Genomic DNA, 20,409 nt, shown 5'->3' with positions numbered 1-20,409 from the left:
CTGCGCAGACGGGCCGGCACGGGCGCACGAGGTCATGCGCCCCCGGCTGCCGCTGATCAGACGAACTGGGGAAGGCCAGGAACGGAATTGAGGACCTCGTCCACGAGTTCGTCGCCGGCATGTTCCTTGGCGCAGGCGATCGTCTCGTTGGCGAGGCCGGCGATATTTGCCATGCTGAGACCCTCACTCATTAATTGCTGGCCGAGCCCCATAAGGCCGCCACCCTCTGGGTCGTCGCCATGATATTTCGCTACTAATTCCGAAGCTCCCGGAATGGCCTCGATCATGCGCGCAACGGGACCGTCGGCCGCGTGGCTTTGCAGGAAACCCAGCATTAACCCAACGCCCTTCTCTGCGAGAGCCGGGCCGATGCCGGCACCAGTGGCGATGCGCGGTAAGAATTCTTCCATGCAGGGTCTCTCTCTCTCTTTAATGAGGTTTACACGGGGCCGGTCCGGCGCCCAGCGCCCTTGGCCGAACCACAATTGAACTCCACAAAAATAGGCCGGCGGAAGTGCTATTGCGCGTAAAACCGCCTCTGTCAACGCAAGCTGCGTCGGATGTGCGTGTTTCGCAAACCGAAGATCATTCCAATTCACTTCATTACGCATTGGCAACCGCACAGTTTGCGGTGGCTCGCTTATGGGCCACTGCCCCGCGTCCGTCGAATGACGACGACAACGTGGTCATCGCCTAGGATCTGTGGATCGAGGTGTGAGGCAGTTACAGCCGGTGGACCTGCTCAAGCGCCGCGCCGGCACAAGGGCTAGATTGGCGATACTGCGCGTATTGGCCATGTCTTTCCTCGCGTGATGGGATGTTCGTAGAAGCGGAACTATATGCCGGTGTGACGATCGACAAGGCGGACCGGCTATTCCGATAGGACATCCATACTGTCGCATAGACCGTCGCTGCTTAGGTATTGAAACCGCCATCGCTGGTGACATCACAATGTGCAGTCGGCGGGTGTCGATAAGGTCGATTCACGCAATCAGCCGGTCAGGAGGAACGAATGAACCCTGAGGTTTCAGAAGCTCACTTTTCGCAAGGCGTGCAGCGCACGTGAAGTCCAATCGAGAAGAGCGATCACTTCCAAGAGGGTCCCAGCTCAGCCGCGAAAACAGGTGCCAGACCCCGATCCTCTCCCTCAACTGATCTAGCTCAGGGCGTTCATGAGCCGCAGATCGCATAGTGGCTGCGTGCACGACGCAGGAAGACCATTTATGAAAATCCTATTCAGAACGATGGCTGTCACCTTGCTGGCACCCACCGCCTTTGCTGCGGATTCGATCCCCACCGACCTCAGAGATACGGCATTGGCCACCTTCAGGGCTTTGCCATCCACCACGACGACAGTCGCCAACAACCCGAACACCCCGGAAAAGATCGCTCTCGGCAAGGCACTGTTCTTCGATCCACGCGTCTCGGCGTCAGGCGTTTTGTCGTGCAACTCGTGCCACAACCTGGCCACGGGCGGCGACGACAATCACGAAACCTCGATCGGCCATGGTTGGCAGAAGGGACAGCGCAACGCGCCGACTGTACTGAACGCTGTCTTCAACATCGCTCAGTTCTGGGATGGTCGTGCCGCAGACCTGAAGGCTCAGGCGAAGGGACCGGTCCAAGCTGGCATCGAAATGGCCAATACACCGGACCAAGTCATCGCCACGCTCAAGTCCATGCCGCAATATGTCGAGTGGTTCGATGCAGCTTTTCCGGCTGAAGCCGATCGGGTCACCTTCGACAACTTCGCCAAGGCGATCGAAGCCTTCGAGGCGACATTGGTCACACCGGCCCCGTTCGACAGCTTCCTGAATGGTGATGAGCTTGCCATGACTTCCGAACAGAAACAGGGCCTGGCGCTTTTCATGGACAAAGGCTGCTCGTCCTGCCATGCCGGCATCAACGTTGGTGGGCAAGCCTATTTCCCCTTTGGCCTCGTGGAACAGCCCAGCGCCGAGGTCCTGCCGGACAAAGACAAGGGCCGATTCGCGGTCACCAATGCAGCCGATGACTACTATGTTTTCCGCGTGGCGCCGCTGCGCAACGTTGCACTCACCGCGCCATACTTTCATTCGGGCAAGGTTTGGGATCTGAAACAGGCCGTCGCTATTATGGGGACCACCCAGCTTGGCGTAGTACTGGCGGACGAAGAAGTTGATCTGCTTGTTGCCTTCCTCAACTCGCTGACCGGAGAGGCACCCGAGGTCACCTATCCCATCTTACCCTCCGAAACGGCGACAACGCCCCGGCCTGTAACGCAGATCTTAGGAAAATAAGGGCCAACTGGCTGCGGACGTCGCAATCGAAAATGATTGCGGCTTTTACTTGGGCCACACGAATTGCCACGTCCATCTCCGAATTGGCGGGACACGCTAGCAATACCCGAAACCTGCAACCTCGCCCGTAGTCTGCGCAAATCAACTGGGGAAGCGGACAGACGCGCAGCATCATATATTGTCGCCGCCTGAGCGAACATGCCAAGCAGTCTACTTTGAGAAACGACGTGTGTACGATTTGTTCGAGGCGCGGGGCCTGTATGTTCCCAAGGACCAATACTATAGCGTGGTGTCACATTTATATTTCTGCGGGATGAGGACACGTGCCGAAGGAAAATTGCACATTTTCGCCGTGTGGATTATTTTCAAGAGTGTGATCGGTTTGGCATATTCCCGGCCGACATCCGCCACCGGCAACTCCCCACACGGTGAGGAAGAGAAGCCTTACGCCTGCACTTTCTGCCGGAGCGCGCGTGCTGCAGCGACCATGTTCATGAGGGCAGGGCGGACCTCCTCCCATTTGCGTGTTTTGAGGCCACAGTCCGGGTTTATCCACAGTTGGCCGTCGGACAGTCGCTCGCGGGCAAGCATGACTAAGTCCGAAATCTCGCCGACTTCCGGGACGCGTGGTGAGTGAATATCATAGACGCCGGGACCGATTTCGTTCGGATATTTGGAGCTCGTGAAGGCGTCCAACAGTTCCATCTTCGAGCGCGACGTCTCAATCGAAATGACATCCGCATCCATTCCAGCGATCGCGTGAATGATCTCGTTGAACTCCGAATAGCACATGTGGGTATGAATTTGAGTCGCGTCCTTTACACCCGTTGAAGCGATCCGGAAACATTCGACAGCCCAGTCGAGATAGACTTTCCAGTCAGATTGGCGCAGTGGCAATCCTTCGCGAAACGCGGCCTCATCGATCTGGATCATCCTTGCGCCGGATCTTTCGAGATCCGTCACTTCGTCGCGGATGGCGAGCGCGATCTGGCGGCAGGCTTCGGAGCGGGGTACGTCGTCGCGAACAAAAGACCAGTTGAGAATGGTGACTGGGCCTGTGAGCATTCCCTTCACGGGCTTTTCCGTAAGCGACTGGGCGAATTGCCACCAGCGCACTGTCATCGGATTGCGCCTCGATACGTCGCCGAAAATGATGGGGGGACGCACGTAGCGCGACCCATAGCTTTGTACCCAGGCATGCTGGGTGAGCGCGAAGCCGGACAACTGCTCGCCGAAATGCTGTACCATGTCGTTTCGCTCGAACTCACCGTGCACCAGCACGTCCAGCCCGATCTCTTCCTGCCAGCGAATTGCAGCCTCGATCTCCTTCTTCAGGAACGTCTCATAGTCGACATAGCTCAGCTGGCCCTTCGCATGAGCGGCCCGCGCCTTGCGTACCTGCGGCGTCTGCGGGAAGGACCCGATGGTCGTCGTCGGGAACGGCGGCAGCCCGAGTGAGCCGGCTTGGACTCTGGAGCGCTCGCCAAAAGCGCTCTCTCGTCGCTTCGCGCTGTCCTCAATGCTAGCGATCCGCCCCTGAACAAGCGGGTCATGGATCCTCGTGGATGTCACGCGCGTGGCGGCAGCCTCGGCAGACGCTTTCAACGCGCCTGCCACCGCATCCCTGCCTTGGGACAGGGCCCGGGCCAGCAAGACCAACTCGTCGGTCTTCTGGGCCGCGAAGGCGAGCCACGACCTGATGTCGGCGTCGAGTTCCGTCTCCATGCGCAGATCAATCGGCACATGCAGCATCGAGCAAGAAGGCGCGATCTCGACGCGGTCCAAGGGCCAGCCGGCGACGATCGGTTTGATGCGGTCGAGAATGGCGGGCAGGTTCGCACGCCAGACGTTGCGGCCATCGATCAAGCCAAGCGAGAGCACCAGATCCTTCGGAGCGAGCCGACCCACCGTTTCCAGCTGCTCGGGAGCGCGCACGAGATCAATATGCAGCCCGGCCAGGGGCAGAGAAACCGCGGTTTCGAGATTGTCTCCCAGCGACCCGAAATACGTAGCCAGCATGATCTTCAGCTCGGGCGCGGCTTTCGACAGCTGGCCATAGGCGAATTCGAACGCAGCTCGTTCGTTCGGGTTCAGATCGAGGACAAGCGCTGGCTCATCGATCTGCACCCAGTCGGCTCCCGACAGCTTCAGCTTCTGCAGGACTTGCTCGTAAACGGGCAGCAGCCGCGGTAGGAGCGCGATGGGACCGAACCCCTCGGCAGGCGATTTCGCCAGCTTGAGGAAGGTGATGGGTCCAAGGATGACTGGGCGTGTGTGAATGCCGAGAGCTTTAGCCTCGAGGAAGTGATCGACCGGCTTCGATGACGAGAGGGCGAACGTCTGATCATCATCGAGTTCCGGCACAATGTAGTGGTAGTTGGTGTCAAACCACTTGGTCATTTCCATCGCGGTTACACCAGGTCCATGAGCCTCCTCCTGGTGACCAGCGTGTCCACAATCCTCCGTCTGACCCTGGTTGCCGCGCGCCATTGCGAAGCAGATGTCAAGTGGGACCTCGCCGCTATTCCAGCCGTAACGGGATGGAACGGCCCCGACCATGGCTGCGGTGTCGAGCACATGGTCGTAAAGCGAGAAGTCGTTCGACGGGATTTTCGACACGCCGCGATCGCGCTGCTCTTCCCAGCTAGCGGCACGGAGCGCCTTCGACGTCGTGAGAAGGTCGCCAGCGGACGATGTTCCGGACCAGTAGCTTTCAAGCGCGAATTTCAGTTCTCGCCGACGACCGAAGCGCGGCACGCCGAGCGTTGCTACAGGAATTTCCTGAGAGTCAGTCATGTCATACCCCGATGGTTGGGGCGCCGATGACAAGGAAGGCGCTAGCAGGCCGGCACGAACGCCGGCTTGCAGCGGCCACCGAGACACCCCGCCCGTGGACGTAATTCGCCGTGGCAGGTCTCCTGGCTCGCGGGGTCATAGCCTCTACCCGTCTTCCTGAGGGTATTTGCCTCAGTGACATGAGTGGGGTTGGCTCGCCGCTAACAGTTGCGGGGGCAGCGCCGGCATTGCACCGGCTTCCCTCTTAGCTCCGCTGCGGCAGCGCCGCACGCGAGAACCACGACACGCAGATAATCACAGCAGTCCGCTCTTTTGTCAATGACGCATAACGAAATGTTTATGTCGTTATGTGATTTCGCTTTTACGCTTGTCTAACATTGTGAAATATTCAGTCGCCCATTGGCGGCGCTGCTCCGCTGCCACCATTGTCCAACTAATGGATCCCTGTCGGGCTGCGACATCCCTCGCAGGTCGCCGATGAAGGATTTCGGACAAGACTTCAAGCGCGTGACAACGTCATTAGAATGCAGAAGATCGCATTGGTGGCGATGTTTAACGATGCGGCCGCAAGCCGTGCGTGCGTGGTAGAAGCGGTTTTCTCGGAGTGAGCGCCAAACCGCGGGAATTGGCACGCCAGTCGTCATCACGGGTGACTAGGCAATCGTGATGACTCCGCTCGGCGGCAAGAGACCACACTGACCGAGCCTGGCTCAAGGGTCTGATGCAAAGCCCGACTGTGGTCCCGATAAGCCGCTTAAGCCGCATTCAGGCGGTCAGTATAAGTATCTCTCTCTCCAAGCGCTCGGCATTGAGGGATGCGCAAACGCAGGCAAAGCTCGCGTGCTTCATATTCTGCATCATACGATCGGCAGGACCCAGTTTTTATCCAGTGCACGCGTCAGCGCGGTGTGCAATTCTGGCTCGGTCCGATACGAAGGCATTTGGGCCTCGCTGATCCAGCCCAAGCCAACATAGTGGAAGTGATCCGCAGGGACCGTAACCCGGCTGCTGTCCAGTTGCCGAACGAAGTCCGCTGACCAATGGTGGATCGTATACGCTTCAAGTTTGTCCATCATCCTCCGCCAGCGTTGGATGCGTTCTTCGCGCGGCATGCTGGCCGCTCTTGAGATCGCGGTAGCTATCTCGTCGGAGAGCCTCGGATTTACCAGCAGGGCGTCCTCGGCGAAGTCTTCGGCCGCGCCGGCAAACTTCGATAACACCAGAACGCCAGGGTCGCTCGGATCTTGTGCAGCAATGTATTCTTTCGCCACAAGATTCATGCCATCGCGCAACGGCGTCACAACGCAAACACGCGCGGCTCTGTAAAGACCCGCTATCTCAGCTTGGGTGAACGACCTGTTCTCATAGATAATCGGCATCCACTCGTCCGTGCCATGCCGGTTGTTGACTTGATTGACGAGTCTTTCGACGTCGCGCCGATATTCGCTGTACGCTTGGATGTCGCCACGTGAGGGAGTTGCGATTTGCAAGAGCGAGACACGTTGCGGCTCGACTGCCAGCAGATCGAAAGCTTTAATCCGATTGTCGATGCCCTTGGTGTAGTCGAGCCGATCGACGCCGATAACTAGCTTTGCTCCGCCAAGTTTCAACTGCGAAATGTAGGCTTTCTGCGCCTCAAGCGAATCTGCGGCACACTGTTCGAATTGCTTCGGATCGATACCTATAGGAAAATTTTGGCATTGCGTCTGGCCATGGTCCGAGAAAACGACCCCGTTCTTGCTCTCCAGCCCCAAATGAGATTGGACACAGGCGAGGAAATTGCTCACATCACGGTCGGTCTGGAAACCGAGCAGATCATACTCGAGCATACATGTCATTAGCTCGCCAGAATTGGGCACGCGCTCCATCATGTCAGACTCGGGCCATGGCGTATGCAGGAAATGGCCGATCGGCCGGTCAATGCCGAGTCTGTGCAAATCAGCGCCGAGCGGCAGGAAATGGTAGTCATGAACCCAGTAGACTGCGTTATCTCCCAATTCGGACACCGCGCGCGCCATGAAGGCATTGACGTCGCGATAACTTTTATAATCCTCTTCCGAGCCTGAGATCCGGTCCGGCAGCGAGTGGAGCGCCGGCCACAATATTGAATTTGCAAAACCTTGATAGTACCGAGAATAGTCCGCTGCCGGCCCATCGAGCCACCCGATTTGACCTTTGCCACGCTGCACGAGGGGCACCTGTTGCTTATCCCCGTCGCCCAGATGCTCGGAAAAACCTACCCAGACCGCGCCGGAACGCTCCACGACGCACTCCAGGGCCGCCGAAAGCCCGCCTGTCTTGGGCTGATCAGAATTGACAGTCGCACCGCGGTTGGAAATTGCGATAAGACTCCTATGTGGCTGCTGGGCCGCCGTGTTGAAGCGCTGGTCTGCGGCTGAGACAACAGGACGGGACGGGCCAACTTCGGCTTGTTGTTCTCGCTCCTGTAGCAAGTCTCTCAGGGGTTGTTCAAAAGCGATTAGTTCGTGAACAGCCCCAGTTTGCCATGTGAGGTTCCGGCGCGGCGAGTTGGCGTTGTTCAATGCGTCCATTTCATGCCTCCGTTGAATATTCCCCATGATGGAGCAACTGGCATTCCCAGATTGGCACACCCCCTGCTGACGAGGATCTGACGAGCGTCAGAGCAAATGGCGACCGATTGTCGCGTTTCGGCTTCGGCGCCCTCAAGAACCGGCTTATCGCGAAAATAGCTGGCGACCCGATCGAGCGGACCGTGCTTGCGGTAATTGTTGGATTGTTCGGATAAGAGATACACCCAGTAGATGCCAGCACCTGTTGAAATGAACTGAAATTATGTCGCTGCCGCCAAGGCTGCCGGGCCCCGTGATGCGATCCTGCGTCTGTCGAAGAGTTTTGACACGGAGATCGGAGAGGGCGGGATAGTCCCTTTCCGCCCGTCAGGGCCCGTTTTTGAATCCCTTCCTCGTTGCCCTCGACGATCCCAAAATCGTGGACGCCAGACCGCGATGTGAATACCAGCCAGGCGAGCACTTCCTGACATCCGCGAATGCCGGGCTCCACATCCGGCGCCTCGTCGAGATTGACGAAGATGAAGCCCTGCTGCCAATTCCGCTGGTCCCATACCAATGGCGAACCAGTCTGCCCGCATTCGGCATCGTGGGACGTGATCGCAAGTCAAGTGCTCCGACGGACGCCGCGAGTTCTCCGTTACCTCAGGAACCTTACTGGCCTTCCCCAAGCTGAGCTTCTGGAAAATGCCGGTGGCGATCTCGATGACGGTGAATGCCATCAAGGCAAGCCCGCCTTGCACCGCTCTTCCAGCGAGCTTCACGGCAGCAGAATCGGTCAGTTCTCCGAAGCGAATGGCTGTCGCTATCAGCGAGCTTTGACACAGTTCCGCCACTGCGATGATCGCGTCAGTAGGGCGGCTGGTTAGTTGCCCGCGCATCTACAGCAACCCAGCCCGTTCCGCCTCGCGGCGCAAATTCTGCCTTGGCCTTGGGCCGATCTGCTGGATCACCAGGCCGGCCGCCAGCGAGCCAAGGTCGCCGCAGGTCTTGAGGTCGCGACCTTGCGTGTAGCCATGCAGGAAGCCGGCGGCATAGAGATCGCCGGCGCCCGTCGTGTCGACCAGTTCCTTGATGGCGGTCGCCTTGATCACCACGGTCTCGTCGCCGCGCACGATCACCGAGCCTTTTTCCGAGCGGGTCACGGCGGCGATCCGGCAATCCTTGCGGATCTGGGCCAGCGCCTCGTCGAACGACGATGTCTGGTAGAGCGACTTGATCTCGTGGCTGTTGGCAAAGACGATATCGACCGTGCCCGAACGCATCAGGTCGAGGAATTCGTCGCGGTAGCGGTCGACGCAAAACGAATCCGACAGTGTCATGGAGACTTCGCGGCCTGCCGCGTGCGCCAGCTTCGCCGTCTGCCGGATTGCTTCCTTGGCGCGCGGCGGGTCCCACAGATAGCCTTCGAAATAGGTGACCTTGGCGCCAGACGCCTTGTCGGCCTCGACATCCTCCGGCCCAAGCTCGACGCAGGCGCCGAGATAGGTGTTCATCGAGCGTTCGCCGTCGGGGGTGACGAAGATCATCGAACGCGCCGTCGGCGGCTCACCCTTGAGCGGCGTGGTGTCGAAGGCGACGCCCTGCGCATGGATGTCGTGCGCGTAGATTTCGCCCAGCGCATCGTTGGAGACCTTGCCGAAGAAGGCGGCGCGGCCGCCAAAGCTGGCGACGCCGGCCGCCGTGTTGCCGGCGCTGCCGCCGGACGCCTCGATCGCCGGACCCATGCGGCTGTAGAGCAGTTCGGCGCGTTGTGTGTCGATGAGGTTCATCGCGCCCTTGATGATGCCGTTGGTCTCGAGGAATTCCTCGTCGCACTGGGCGATGATGTCGACAATGGCATTGCCGATGCAAAGCACGTCATAATCCGGCATCAAAATCTCCGCTTGGGCTTTCCGCTTGCCAATTCGCTCGCCGGCGGCTTCACGGGGCGGCTAGTCCTGCCTCGCGACGCAATTCGTCCGCCCTGTCTGTCTTCTCCCAGGTGAAATCAGGCTCTTCACGGCCGAAATGGCCATAGGTGGCTGTATTGCGGTATATAGGGCGCAAGAGATCAAGCATCTTGATAATGCCTTTCGGTCTGAGATCGAACAACTCAAGAATGAGGCGCTCGATCCTGCTTTCCTCAACCCTGGCTGTCCCGAACGTGTTGACCATGACGGAAACCGGACTGGCCACGCCGATTGCGTAAGCAAGCTGCACCTCGCACACGTCCGCAAGTCCGCTGGCGACGATGTTCTTTGCGACATAGCGGGCCGCATAGGCAGCCGAGCGGTCAACCTTGGACGGGTCCTTGCCCGAGAAGGCGCCGCCGCCATGACGACCCATCCCGCCATAGGAATCGACGATGATCTTGCGTCCAGTGAGACCGCAGTCGCCGCGCGGCCCGCCGACTACGAACCGCCCCGTCGGGTTGACCAGAATTCTGATGCCTTCCGTCTCCAGGTGGGTCGGCAGGACAGGCTTTATGACTTCCTCAATGACGCCCTCGCGGACAGTCTCTTGCGAGACCTGCTCGTCATGTTGCGTCGACACGACGATGGTATCCAGGGCGACCGGGCGCAACCCCTCATAGCGCACTGAGACTTGGGATTTCATGTCAGGACGCAACCAGCCAAGCTGTGCCTTCCGGACATACGCCTGCCGTTTCGTCAAGCGATGAGCGAGCTGGATCGGCAAAGGCATCAGGGTATCGGTTTCGCGGCATGCGTAGCCGAACATGAGGCCCTGATCTCCCGCTCCCTGCTGGAGGTCTTGCCCTCTTCCCTCGTCAACGCCTTGGCTGATGTCGGGCGACTGCTCGGTGAGGGCATGGACGACGGAGCAACGCCGGCCGTCGAAGCCGACGGCCTCGTCGTCGTACCCAATGTCGAGAATCGTATCGCGCGCAACTTGGCTGTAATCCACCTGGGCATCGCTGGTAATCTCGCCAGCCAGAACGACTATCCCTGATTTTACCAACGCTTCACAGGCGACGCGCGCCTTGGGATCTGTGCGGAGGATGGCGTCGAGGATGGCATCCGAGATGTTGTCGGCCAACTTATCCGGGTGCCCCGCGCCAACCGATTCGGAAGAGAACACGAACTGCCTAGCCATGAATACCTCGCTTCGGGTGTTGGATGTGGTATGGGCATTTTGCTTGGCCCACCTTACTTGTCGGAGATGCCCGGGACCTCGAACGCAGCGCACAAGTCGGCAACGTCTCTTCGCACGCAGGCATGGAGATCTTCGTCGTCTGGCCGCTGGAGGACGGAGTCAATGAAGCCAGCAATTTGCTCCATTTCCACATCGCGCATGCCCATTGACGTCACTGCTGGTGCCCCCAGGCGAATTCCGCTTGTGACCGCCGGATCCCGCGGGTCGCCAGGCACCATATTAAAGTTTGTGATGATTCCTGCCTTTGCTAGTCGCTCGGCATAGGCCTTGCCCGATAGTGGCCGATTGCGAAGATCAAGGATCAGCATGTGATTGTCCGTCCCCCCGGTCACCAGGTCATGACCTCGCTCAAGCAGTGCATGTGCCAGAGCCTTGGCGTTCTTGACCGTCTGTTGGCCGTAGCTTCGGAAGGACGGGTTCGCGGCTTCGTGCAAGGCAACCGCTAGCGCAGCGATGGCATTCATGTGAGGCCCGCCTTGCAGGTGAGGGAAGACCGCCCGGTCTATTCGTCTGGCGAGATTGTATTTGCTCTTTGTATGATACAGGGCCTGATAGCGATCTTCGTTCCTTGACAAAATGAAGCCACCGCGGGGACCGCGGATCGACTTGTGGGACGTGCTGCTGACCACGTCGCAATGGCCCACCGGATTCGGGTGCGCTCCCGCGGCAATCAGGCAGCTGATGTGCGCAATGTCGGCTACGAGATAGGAGTTCGCTTCCAGGGCGATTTCTGCCATTGCCGCGTAGTCAAAGACACGCGGGTAAGCAGTTCCGCCGACCCAAATGAGCCGCGGCCGTTCCCGCTTGGCTGTCTCGCGCAAGCGGTCATAGTCAATCTGCTGTGTCGTTTCATCCAACCCATAGGGCACGCGTTGATAGTCAGTACCGGAAAAGTTGATGGCCCAACCATGAGTCAGATGGCCCCCTTCCGGAAGGGGCAAGCCCATGACTTTGTCACCGGGACTCAAAAGCGCACGATAGACAGCCTGGTTGGCCGGCGAGCCGGAATAAGGCTGGACGTTGGCATGCTCGCTGCCAAATAGTGTTTTCAGGCGCTCAATGGCCAGATTCTCAAGCTCATCAACGATCTCGTTTCCAGCGTAGTAGCGCGCACCGGGGTACCCCTCGGCGTACTTGTTCGTGAAAATCGAGCCGTTCGCTTCCAGCACGGCCGAGGACGCAAAGTTCTCTGAGGCGATGAGCTTGAGGGTCGTCCGCTCCTGCCGCTCCTGTCTCAGAAGCAGCTCGTGAACGCGGCAATCAACCGCGGCCAAGGAAGACCGCCCGTGGGTGTCGGGCTGTGCGATCGCGCCGTCTGCGGAGTTGTCCATGGTAGCTTCGCGCTCCAATTGAATTGACCTATTTCACAATCAAGCACGCGGTCCCCTTCGGCCGCGTGTCTCGCACCGCTTCGAGCCGCTGCAGGTCCTGTTTATGATAGCCGTCGCGATGGGGCAGGAGATCGACCAATAATTGAACCAGCCCGCCGTCGTTGGATCCTGCGTTGAGATGGTACGAGCGCCACGGAGGCTGTTCGTTGCAGCAGAGAAAGTCGGCTCTGGCGAGCAGCCGGACGTGTCGCGCAACCCGCTCTCGACACACGCCCAGAATCTCCGCTAGCTCGCAGACAGTTAGGTCCGCATGCGCACAAAGGCCCAGGATTCGAAGGCGGTCAGGATGCGCTGCCATGCGTAGGCGACTAACCAGTGTCATCATGGCTCAGGACCAAGTCCTGCCGAATTTCTCATTTCGCGTTCTCCACAGAAGTTGCAGATTTCGAAGGATGTCCAACGAGCGGGCAAATCTCGGTGGCCGTGACGACCGTCGATATCCTGTGTCGAACAAACAAATGTGCGCTCTTCTTGCCTTTCGCCGAAATTGCAGGCAGGTCGGCGAGTCGAAGACAAGCGGGGCCACGGTTTGGAACCACTGACCTCAGACGTTGCAATAAGCCTACCATTCACAGCGAGCCGGAGTTGCTAAGAGTCTATGAATTTCCTTGAAGGATCTGTTGCAACGTTTGCCCAGCCGGGCCTGCTCCCGGTTTGAGCGGTCATGGTCAGGCGATCCATCGCCTCTGCGAGCACGATCAGGAATTTGCCCTGCATCGCATCGCTGATCAGCTCCTGAAGGCCGGGACGCAACAGCGACGCGCCGCAGATCGCGCGGTGGGTATTGCTGTGGACGACTGTCCAGCCTTGCTTTTTCAGCACGCAAGCAGCAGAGCCGCAACTGATCCTCGATCGAGGCGTCTCGGTGATTGTCAGTTGAGTAGCGAGCGCCAAGCGCGACCTTCATGAGGCGGCCCCTTACTCCGGGACGCGGTCTCGCGTTTGGCTATCCGTTTCGGCTTGAACGAAATCCCGTGCGGCCTGTGGCGCCAGCAGCCGGACCAGATTGACGAAGCGTCGATCGGGCTTCGGCGACGCAGGCACAGCCCTTCGCGGCCGCGCCTGCGACCACACGAAGCTATTCGGCTGTTGCACGTTTCGGTCGCGCTATGATCGCGTTCCTGTCCTGACGCGAAATACTCCGTTTCGCGACAATGATGCCAATCACAGTGCTTCGACAAGATGGAAATTCTTTGTGATCAATAACGTGCGTCGCGCAGGAGCCAGTGCTGGCCGATGACGGGGCACCTTGTGCTCCGAAGAAGCCATGGCTATATATCCGGATAGAGAACGGAGGCACGCGATGGGCAACACTGCACAGAAGAGAGCCATCGAGAATTATCGCTCTCGCCTGGCTGAGCGCGGCATCGCGCGGTTCGAGATCCTGGCGTTCGACGCAGACCGCGATCTACTGCGAACTCTCGCCCGAAAATTAACGGAGAGCGGGCCGGATGCCCGACAGCTTCGTCGGATCATACAGCAAGCCGTGGCGGGTGAGCCACCGAAAGCGGGCAGCATTCTCGCCTCGTTGCGTCGCTCGCCTCTGGTTGGCTCCAATCTCGACCTCAGCCGGCCGCGCGAAGAGGGGCGCAAGATCGACCTGTGACGCGCTACCTTCTTGATACCAATATCATCAGCAACGTCATAAAGCCGGAGCCTTCGGGCTCGTTGCTGGCCTGGATGGGCGCGCAGAAGGACGAAGACCTCTTCATTGCTTCGCTTACTGTCGCCGAAATTCGCCGAGTCATCCTAGAGAAGCCGAAGGGGAAAACGCGCAGCAGCCTTGAAACTTGGTTCGAGGGCTCCGAAGGCCCGCAAGCGCTGTTCGCTGGCCGCGTGCTATCGTTCGACGAGAAAGCCGGCCTCGTGTGGGCGCGGCTGATGGCCAACGGCAAAGCCAGAGGCCGTTCGCGGAGCGCCCTAGACACAATCATTGCCGCTGTAGCCGAAGCCAACGAGTGTGTCGTAGTGACCGACAATGGAAAGGACTTCGAGGACGTTCAGATAATCAACCCGCTCCGTAGCTCTGGAAGCCAAGCGGGTGATGATAGCTCCAACGGTCCGGCCGATTCAATTTGAGGACTTCAGCGGCACGGAGTCCGAACGTCTCGTGTTCGCCTACCTTTAGCGATGGCTGGATTGATCTTGCTTAGTTCGGCCAGGGACGTCTCTTCCAGTTCCGCTTTAATGCCATCCCGGTTCATCTAGTCAGCTCGATAAACCAACAGCTCGCACGCACGAGCGCCGCGGACAAGGCGCGATCGCAGGGACTGCGCGATACGCGTGTCGAGCTCGTCCATCTTACACTCGCTCTCGTCTTCGAAGGCCTCTCGCCAAACGCCACTGTAGTCGATCCCGCGTGCGGCTCGGGGGCCTTCTCATCGAGGCTTTCTCGCGACTGGTCTGGCGCGCTACCAATGGCAAGTTCGCCCGCCGGGAACTCGTCGGTCTGTTCTCCCAGCTCTGGGCGTCCACATCAACTGCGGAGCTCTTGGCATCGCCGTGTTCTGCCTCTAGCTGGCAGCTCTCGAGCTCGACGAGCAGCCGATCAGCGACACCCGCGACCTCAAGTTCGACCCGGTTGACTCGATAACACCCTATTGGCAGATTCAGTCGGGGAGGATCTGCCCACTCCGATCACAAGCCGATCTTTCGACCCCGTGGTCGGGAATTCTGCATGGACCTTCGTGAAGAAGGAATGCAGCGCCGAAAGCCGAAGCGCTTCCGATACATCGATGCGAGCCCCGATTAGGCATTCCTGCCACTCTATCTAGCCGACCCCCGTGGCCGCGTTGCCGATCGGTGCGCACTGGTCGCCTACATCGCCCCGGCACGTGAAGATCGTCTCTGCTGACGCTCGTTGAGCAATTCAGGCCGCCTCCGGCTGGCGTTTGATCAGCGTCAGCGTCAACCAGCGCGCGGTCAGCGCCGGCTTTTTCGAGCCCTCGATCTCAATCGTCACGCCCAGCGCCGTCTGCACCCAGCCCGACGGCCTGACCTTGACGTCGGCCAGTACGAAACGGGTGCGGATGCGCGATCCGGTTTTCACCGGCGCCAGGAAGCGCAGCGATTCGAAGCCATAGTTGACACCCATCTTGCAGTTTTCGAGCGGCCGCATGGTCTGGAAAGTCATCGCCGACAAAAGCGAAAGCGACAGGAAGCCATGTGCGATGGTGCCGCCGAACGGCGTCTCGCGCTTGGCGCGCTCCGGATCGCAGTGGATGAACTGGTGGTCATCGGTGGCCTCGGCGAACTGGTCGATCATCCGCTGCGAGACCACCCGCCACGGCGACACGCCGACTTCCTTGCCGACGCTGGCCAGAAGTTCGTCGAGACTGATCGGTTCCACGCTAATGTCCTCCATTTCAACCGTCCGAAGCGCGACGGCTTCATTCCGTGAACAGTGTCAGCCAATGCTGCACCGACTGCCGGCCATCCATCGGCAGGATGGCCCCGGTGAGATGACTGCCGTCACAGCTGCACGAATAGAGCGTTCCGCCGGCAATCTCATTCGGCGCACCGATGCGGCCGATCCGAACATGGCTGCAGACGAGCCGGCTTGTAATCGGTCGCGGTGCGCGTCCTGCAAGCCGCCGAAAGCAGCTCGTCTTGCTACGGATGATCATTCCGCCGGCGCCGCTATGCGGTATTGTCGCAGATTGATAAAATCAATTGTCTGGATAGGAACCATCCGTGTCTCGAATGGTGGAGGAGTAGTCCAGCAGACGGGGTGGCTTGTGGTCCTTCTTGAAGCGCGCCGACCTCATTGGCCGCTAGCTCTGAGCCGGCAAGAAGCGCCAGTTCAATGACATTGGGTGTCGACACGGCAAAGCGGCATCAGATGCTACTTCATGATGCGGGATGGCGCTTGCTTCAAGAAGCGCTCGGCCTGACGTGGAAGCCAGCGATGCGCCCGATATTCGCGCAGCACAGCGGCAACCGCAGCGACGATGATCTCAGCCGTTGCGAGCATGCCAACCTTGGTGCCGGCCACTCTGTTAGCTTGAAGCGCAGCGCGCATTTGATCCGTCACCAGACCGGGTTGCGTAACTTGGATTCCAAGGCGTCTTCCTGGGTTTGCACCGTCAGCGCGCTGACAGCAAAGGCAGGTGCGCACGTCAAGGCAAGCGATCGTCTCGATCTCGCGGGCAATTCCAGCCCCACCGCGGGAATCTGACCCGACAACAACGAGCAGATGCGGTTCTCGCCCCAGCGCCATTGTTCTGTCTTTCGATCCATTCTCGCGTGCGCGCTTCTGGGGCGTCGTTCAGCGCAAAGTCGGTGACCACGGCTGCGCTTTCCGCGCCAGCCTCGAAAAACGCCTTCGAGCCGGTCAGGTTGAGGCCGCCGATGGAGACCAATGGGATCGGCGCGACCTGGTGCTTCCACTCGCTGATCCGCTTGAGCCCTTGCGGCGCCCATTTCATCTGCTTCAGGCTAGTTGGATAGATGGGCCGAGCGCCACATACTCCGGCTCGGCCACTGGCGCCGTTTCCAGTTCGGTGTGATCGTGGATCGAAAGGCCGAGCTTCAATCCGGCGTATTTAATCGTCAGCATCGGCGGCAGCCAAATCCTTTTGACCAAGATGGACGAAGTCGCAGCCTTCCTCGATTGCCGTGCGCCAATTGTCGTTGACGCTCACTTGGCAACCATGGACCGCGCAGGCGTCGTTCGCGCGGCGGATTTCCGTCTGCAGTCCTTTCTCGTCCATATCCTTTATCCGGAGCTGCAGCAGACTCACGCCGAGCGGCGCCAGCCCGTCAACCCAGCCGGCACGTCGAAATTCAGATAGAAGGGATCGAGCTTCATGAGAAGACAGCCCTGCCGACCGTCGGTGAGTAGCGCGGTTCGAGCATTCCAGTGCTAGCTTCACGAATGGCATCGACCGCCCTTGCCGAACGCACGCGCCATGCCGACCGGATCGGCCGCCCTCGGGACCGCCGTGTTCAGGAGCACGGCGTCGAACCCGAGCTCCATGACGTCGCCGCGTACGACGGCCGTCCGAGCCACGCATCCACAATCAAACGGAATGTAGGGGAAATGTCCGCGCATCAACTGGACCTCGGAGCTCAACGCTTCATCGCATTAGAATGAGCGTTCGAAGCGCAGGATACCGCCGACACTGCTCTTCTTGTTGGCATTGGCCCAGTTCACTTCGGAAGCTTTCACCTTTCCGACGGCGGAGCCTCCGTAGCGGTCATAGTCGAGTTCAGCCGTAACTGTGAAATCTGGAAGAAGCGCATAGGCGACGTTCGCAGCGGCACCATAGTTCTTGAGCTGATCACCCGAGAGCTGAAGGTTGAACGAAGTTGTCTCGTTGAGCTCGTAAGCGGCGCCAGCCCAGAAAGCCCAGTTCCCGCCCCAGATCTTATAGAAGCCGCGACCATGAGCGTCGATCGCGTTCATGGAGTCGTCGTTGAGCTTGCCATTGGAACCGTAGCCGAACATTCCGAACAGCAACAGTTCGTCGGTGACATTGATGTCGACACGGACCTTGACGGCTACCGATTCGTAGTTGCTATCATAACCAGCAACGCCGGTGATCCCTCCCCAGCCATGTGTGTATTTCAAGCCGCCGACTATGTGCGGAGCGTAGTTGTCGATTGTGCCGACCACGCCTGAGCCTTCTTCGAGCGAAACCACGGCCGAAAAGCCGTTCGCGGCGTCGAAGTAGTACTGGACCACATTGGTATCCAAAGCGCCGTACGGAACCGGCGTCTGGTTGAGTACGTCACCCGCGCCGCCAATAAACATGTCGAAGGCCGACCAGTCCTTACCAACTCGGAGGCCACCAAGCTGAATCCAGGCGAAAGTCAAGATGCTGTCTCCGTTGAAGGCATAGGACCGAGAACTGTCCGAAACCGAAGTGTGGCGGTTACCGAAATTCACGCGGATTTCGGTGTAGGTCTTCAACGTGCCGAGTTCGGTCTCCTGGCCGGTCCAAGCTTTCAGTGTGAAGCGCGTGTTGTTTTGCCATGTACCCTGATCCTCACCAGTCCTCACATCTGAGGTTCTTGCGTGGTAAAACAATCCGACATCGCCCAAGCCCACGTAGTAGCTAAGATAGCCGCCGATGCGCAGGCAGGTCTCGGTGCCTGAAATATAGACGTAGCCGGAGCCGTAGACGTCGCAGATCTTGAGGTACTCAGTGGGATTAGGCTCGGGGACGATGATCACGGCGCGAGCGTCGGAAGCGGCGATCAGTGCCGCAGTTGAGCCGAGGAGGAGGCTCCCAATGGTCATTGTTGATCTCCGTCTAAATAGTAAAAGGAATCGAGACCGATGAATGATTTTTGCTAAGCGAACGATTGACAGCGAGCCAAGCTTAATTCTAGGAGTGTTGCTGCACCTGCCGTGCTAATGCTTAGGAGAATTTAGAATGTGGTTGAGACTTGCTGTCACATTTATTAAGTAGTTATCACTCCAGACGATCATACAACATTTTTGTACAATTACCCTTTTCACCTCCGCGGCGGGCCTCACAAAGGGTACTACTGCAAATGACGTGCCACCCTGACGACCCAGATGCGGCTTGAAGCTCAAATGTGCGGGCGGACCTTGGTTCGCGCTTCCGTTCTTTTTGCCTTGCGGATCCACCCAAGCACGAACGGCAAACGTTTCGGCTACGGTTCGTCTGTTCGCTTCGCGACAGTTTGGCTTAATGGCGACGGCATTGTTTCCTGTGAGCGAGCCCCGCCGTTGAGGCATCATGCGGCGGCCACCGCTCGGTACGACGCCGTCACTTTGGCGAGCTGATGGTCGATAACCACGCGCCGCAGCCTTGCACCACTGAGTCGGTAGGCGCCAGCCTTGGCATTGCGGCGGACCTGACGGTCGCGTCGAGCAGGTTCTCGTCCTGAAAGCGGCGCGCCACAGCTAATGCTTCTTGCCAGCAATTCACACAACGAGCTCATCGAGACGGCAGAGATCATTATGGGCGGCGTAGCTGGCGTGCAAAGTCTGGACCCAACACCGTATTGTCTCATCGGATGCGGCATCTGCGCTCAGAAGAGTCTCCCACGCGCAGATGAAGGGAAGGGACGCTGGAACAAAACGGTGCGCGTGAGGGTTTCGGCGGGAACACCATCGTCAGTCGCTGACCGAGTGCGCTCAGACCATCGCTGTCCAGCCAAGACTGAACGGCGCCCATTGCTAAAAAATTTCGAGCCCAAAGCGGAACGGACTGACATAGCGCAAAGACGCAGGCGAGCGCAGCGGTAAGGTTGGATGTTATCAGCATGGGACGGTGACCGTTGCAGACCACGAAATTTCGAGAGGCCCGGCTGCCTTGGTACACTATCTATCCGGCTGTGTCGGAGTTCTCCGGGGCGGTCGGCGCCGAGGCTTATGAGGAATGGCTCAGGAACCTGCCGGATGATGATCCGGTGTCACTCTACCTGCACGTTCCGTTCTGCCGATCAGCCTGCTGGTATTGCGGCTTCCCAACCACCATCACCCGCCATGATGCGCCCATCCTCAACTATCTGGCGGCGTTGCGTGACGAGATCCGTCTGGTTTCGGAGCGAGTGCCGAAGACGCTGCCCGTGAGCGACATACATTTCGGCGGCGGAACGCCGTCTCTCATCGGACCAGCCGAGTTCCTCGCTCTGATGGAGTTCCTGCGATGCCGCTTCGCCATCTCGAAAACAGCTACGGTCGCCATCGAGATCGATCCACGCACGCTCACGCCCGAGATGGCGGAACGCTTGGGAGCGGCCGGCGTGAACCGCGCGAGCCTGGGCGTACAGAGCTTCGATCCCATTGTTCAAAAAGCGATCAACCGAATCCAGAGCGAGGCCCAGACGTCGGCTGCCGTGGAAGTGCTGCGCCGGCATGGAGTAAGCCGCATCAACTTCGACCTCATCTACGGCCTGCCGCATCAAACGGTGGAGTCGTGCGTCGAGACAGTGAGGGCGGCGGTCGCCATGCGCCCCGACCGGCTTGCCTTGTTCGGCTACTCGCACATCCCATCCCAAGTAAAGAATCAGCGCCTCATCGAGGCGGAATTTCTTCCCGACAGCGCTGCCCGCGCTGAACAGTATGCGGCTGTCGCCGTGACGCTGGTTGCCGCCGGCTACCGGGAGATCGGGCTCGACCATTTCGCCTTGCCGGACGACGAGCTCGCGCTGGCACAGGAAACCGGTCGCCTGCGACGTAACTCGTTGGGCTACTCTGCCGATACCTGCAGAACCCTGATCGGTTTCGGCGCGTCGGCTATCGGCCGCATCGGCCAGGGG

15 protein-coding genes, 2 pseudogenes and 1 riboswitch are annotated in these 20,409 nt (G+C 59.2%); of the genes and pseudogenes, 4 read left to right on the top strand and 13 right to left on the bottom strand.

All coding sequences use genetic code 11. The features are described 5' to 3' along the window. Positions 1-56 precede the first annotated feature (56 nt). On the bottom strand, positions 57-410 hold the full coding sequence (locus NKH73_RS31435) for a hypothetical protein (protein ID WP_352663974.1): 354 nt from the start codon (positions 408-410) through the stop codon (positions 57-59). A gap of 813 nt (positions 411-1,223) precedes the next feature. Here NKH73_RS31435 and NKH73_RS31430 point away from each other — a divergent pair. Next, positions 1,224-2,279 carry a cytochrome-c peroxidase gene (locus NKH73_RS31430; RefSeq protein ID WP_352939141.1) on the top strand — a complete coding sequence of 352 codons (1,056 nt, stop codon included), beginning with the start codon at positions 1,224-1,226 and terminating at the stop codon, positions 2,277-2,279. 444 nt (positions 2,280-2,723) lie between these two features. On the opposite strand, the gene metE is transcribed toward NKH73_RS31430, so the two are convergent. The 7 genes from metE to NKH73_RS31395 all read right to left on the bottom strand — a co-directional run bounded on the left by metE (position 2,724) and on the right by NKH73_RS31395 (position 13,065). Then, positions 2,724-5,075, bottom strand: a complete 2,352-nt coding sequence (metE, locus tag NKH73_RS31425; RefSeq protein ID WP_352939138.1) for a 5-methyltetrahydropteroyltriglutamate--homocysteine S-methyltransferase — start codon at positions 5,073-5,075, stop codon at positions 2,724-2,726. Positions 5,076-5,170: 95 nt separating this feature from the next. After that, positions 5,171-5,372: riboswitch (cobalamin riboswitch) on the bottom strand. Positions 5,373-5,932: 560 nt separating this feature from the next. Next, positions 5,933-7,627: an alpha,alpha-trehalose-phosphate synthase (UDP-forming) gene (locus NKH73_RS31420; RefSeq protein WP_352939135.1), complete on the bottom strand. Its 1,695-nt coding sequence runs from the start codon at positions 7,625-7,627 to the stop codon at positions 5,933-5,935. 878 nt (positions 7,628-8,505) lie between these two features. After that, positions 8,506-9,498, bottom strand: coding sequence for an adenosine kinase (locus NKH73_RS31415; RefSeq protein ID WP_352939132.1), 993 nt, complete (start codon positions 9,496-9,498; stop codon positions 8,506-8,508). A 49-nt stretch (positions 9,499-9,547) separates the two neighbouring features. Then, complete coding sequence (gene metK, locus NKH73_RS31410) at positions 9,548-10,720, bottom strand: methionine adenosyltransferase (RefSeq protein ID WP_352939129.1); 1,173 nt, start codon at positions 10,718-10,720, stop codon at positions 9,548-9,550. Between the two features lie 53 nt (positions 10,721-10,773). After that, the gene (gene glyA, locus NKH73_RS31405; RefSeq protein WP_352939126.1) at positions 10,774-12,111 is read right to left on the bottom strand and encodes a serine hydroxymethyltransferase; all 1,338 of its coding nucleotides are present in this window, start codon (positions 12,109-12,111) and stop codon (positions 10,774-10,776) included. 28 nt (positions 12,112-12,139) lie between these two features. Then, positions 12,140-12,469, bottom strand: coding sequence for an ArsR/SmtB family transcription factor (locus NKH73_RS31400; protein WP_245260337.1), 330 nt, complete (start codon positions 12,467-12,469; stop codon positions 12,140-12,142). A gap of 290 nt (positions 12,470-12,759) precedes the next feature. Then, positions 12,760-13,065: a recombinase family protein gene (locus tag NKH73_RS31395; RefSeq protein ID WP_352939123.1), complete on the bottom strand. Its 306-nt coding sequence runs from the start codon at positions 13,063-13,065 to the stop codon at positions 12,760-12,762. Positions 13,066-13,474: 409 nt separating this feature from the next. Here NKH73_RS31395 and NKH73_RS31390 point away from each other — a divergent pair, with 409 nt between their 5' ends. After that, positions 13,475-13,777, top strand: a complete 303-nt coding sequence (locus NKH73_RS31390) for a hypothetical protein (protein WP_352939120.1) — start codon at positions 13,475-13,477, stop codon at positions 13,775-13,777. Beyond that, positions 13,774-14,250, top strand: coding sequence for a type II toxin-antitoxin system VapC family toxin (locus NKH73_RS31385; RefSeq protein ID WP_352939116.1), 477 nt, complete (start codon positions 13,774-13,776; stop codon positions 14,248-14,250). The genes NKH73_RS31390 and NKH73_RS31385 overlap by 4 nt, the downstream gene beginning before the upstream one ends. Positions 14,251-15,040: 790 nt before the next feature. On the opposite strand, the gene NKH73_RS31380 is transcribed toward NKH73_RS31385, so the two are convergent. The 5 genes and pseudogenes from NKH73_RS31380 to NKH73_RS31360 form a co-directional block, all read right to left on the bottom strand. Continuing rightward, positions 15,041-15,535, bottom strand: coding sequence for a MaoC family dehydratase (locus tag NKH73_RS31380; RefSeq protein WP_352442323.1), 495 nt, complete (start codon positions 15,533-15,535; stop codon positions 15,041-15,043). Between the two features lie 480 nt (positions 15,536-16,015). Then, complete coding sequence (locus NKH73_RS31375; protein ID WP_352939112.1) at positions 16,016-16,390, bottom strand: bifunctional hydroxymethylpyrimidine kinase/phosphomethylpyrimidine kinase; 375 nt, start codon at positions 16,388-16,390, stop codon at positions 16,016-16,018. Beyond that, a pseudogene (locus NKH73_RS31370) lies at positions 16,290-17,054 on the bottom strand (thiamine phosphate synthase). Before NKH73_RS31370 ends, NKH73_RS31375 begins: the two are co-directional and overlap by 101 nt. Next, positions 16,978-17,224: pseudogene (locus tag NKH73_RS31365) on the bottom strand (thiazole synthase); the annotation flags it as partial. The pseudogenes NKH73_RS31370 and NKH73_RS31365, both read right to left, overlap by 77 nt. 33 nt (positions 17,225-17,257) lie before the next feature. Next, positions 17,258-18,415 carry a porin gene (locus tag NKH73_RS31360; RefSeq protein WP_352939109.1) on the bottom strand — a complete coding sequence of 386 codons (1,158 nt, stop codon included), beginning with the start codon at positions 18,413-18,415 and terminating at the stop codon, positions 17,258-17,260. Between the two features lie 1,010 nt (positions 18,416-19,425). Here NKH73_RS31360 and NKH73_RS31355 point away from each other — a divergent pair. Beyond that, the coding region (locus NKH73_RS31355) for a radical SAM protein (RefSeq protein WP_352939106.1) at positions 19,426-20,409 on the top strand (984 nt) is incomplete at its 3' end.

It is taken from the genome of Mesorhizobium sp. M0938 (assembly GCF_040319125.1).
Classification (GTDB): Bacteria; Pseudomonadota; Alphaproteobacteria; order Rhizobiales; family Rhizobiaceae; genus Mesorhizobium; species Mesorhizobium robiniae.
This window is presented reverse-complemented; position numbering and strand designations above follow the sequence as displayed.

Excerpts from the sequence above, each read along its gene's own strand:
- NKH73_RS31435 (WP_352663974.1), bottom strand. The coding sequence starts at position 410 with ATGGAAGAATTCTTACCGCGCATCGCCACTGGTGCCGGCATCGGCCCG.
- NKH73_RS31430 (WP_352939141.1), top strand. The coding sequence starts at position 1,224 with ATGAAAATCCTATTCAGAACGATGGCTGTCACCTTGCTGGCACCCACC.
- metE (WP_352939138.1), bottom strand. The coding sequence starts at position 5,075 with ATGACTGACTCTCAGGAAATTCCTGTAGCAACGCTCGGCGTGCCGCGC.
- NKH73_RS31420 (WP_352939135.1), bottom strand. The coding sequence starts at position 7,627 with ATGGACGCATTGAACAACGCCAACTCGCCGCGCCGGAACCTCACATGG.
- NKH73_RS31415 (WP_352939132.1), bottom strand. The coding sequence starts at position 9,498 with ATGCCGGATTATGACGTGCTTTGCATCGGCAATGCCATTGTCGACATC.
- metK (WP_352939129.1), bottom strand. The coding sequence starts at position 10,720 with ATGGCTAGGCAGTTCGTGTTCTCTTCCGAATCGGTTGGCGCGGGGCAC.
- glyA (WP_352939126.1), bottom strand. The coding sequence starts at position 12,111 with ATGGACAACTCCGCAGACGGCGCGATCGCACAGCCCGACACCCACGGG.
- NKH73_RS31400 (WP_245260337.1), bottom strand. The coding sequence starts at position 12,469 with ATGGCAGCGCATCCTGACCGCCTTCGAATCCTGGGCCTTTGTGCGCAT.
- NKH73_RS31390 (WP_352939120.1), top strand. The coding sequence starts at position 13,475 with ATGGGCAACACTGCACAGAAGAGAGCCATCGAGAATTATCGCTCTCGC.
- NKH73_RS31380 (WP_352442323.1), bottom strand. The coding sequence starts at position 15,535 with ATGGAGGACATTAGCGTGGAACCGATCAGTCTCGACGAACTTCTGGCC.
- NKH73_RS31375 (WP_352939112.1), bottom strand. The coding sequence starts at position 16,390 with ATGGCGCTGGGGCGAGAACCGCATCTGCTCGTTGTTGTCGGGTCAGAT.
- NKH73_RS31360 (WP_352939109.1), bottom strand. The coding sequence starts at position 18,415 with ATGACCATTGGGAGCCTCCTCCTCGGCTCAACTGCGGCACTGATCGCC.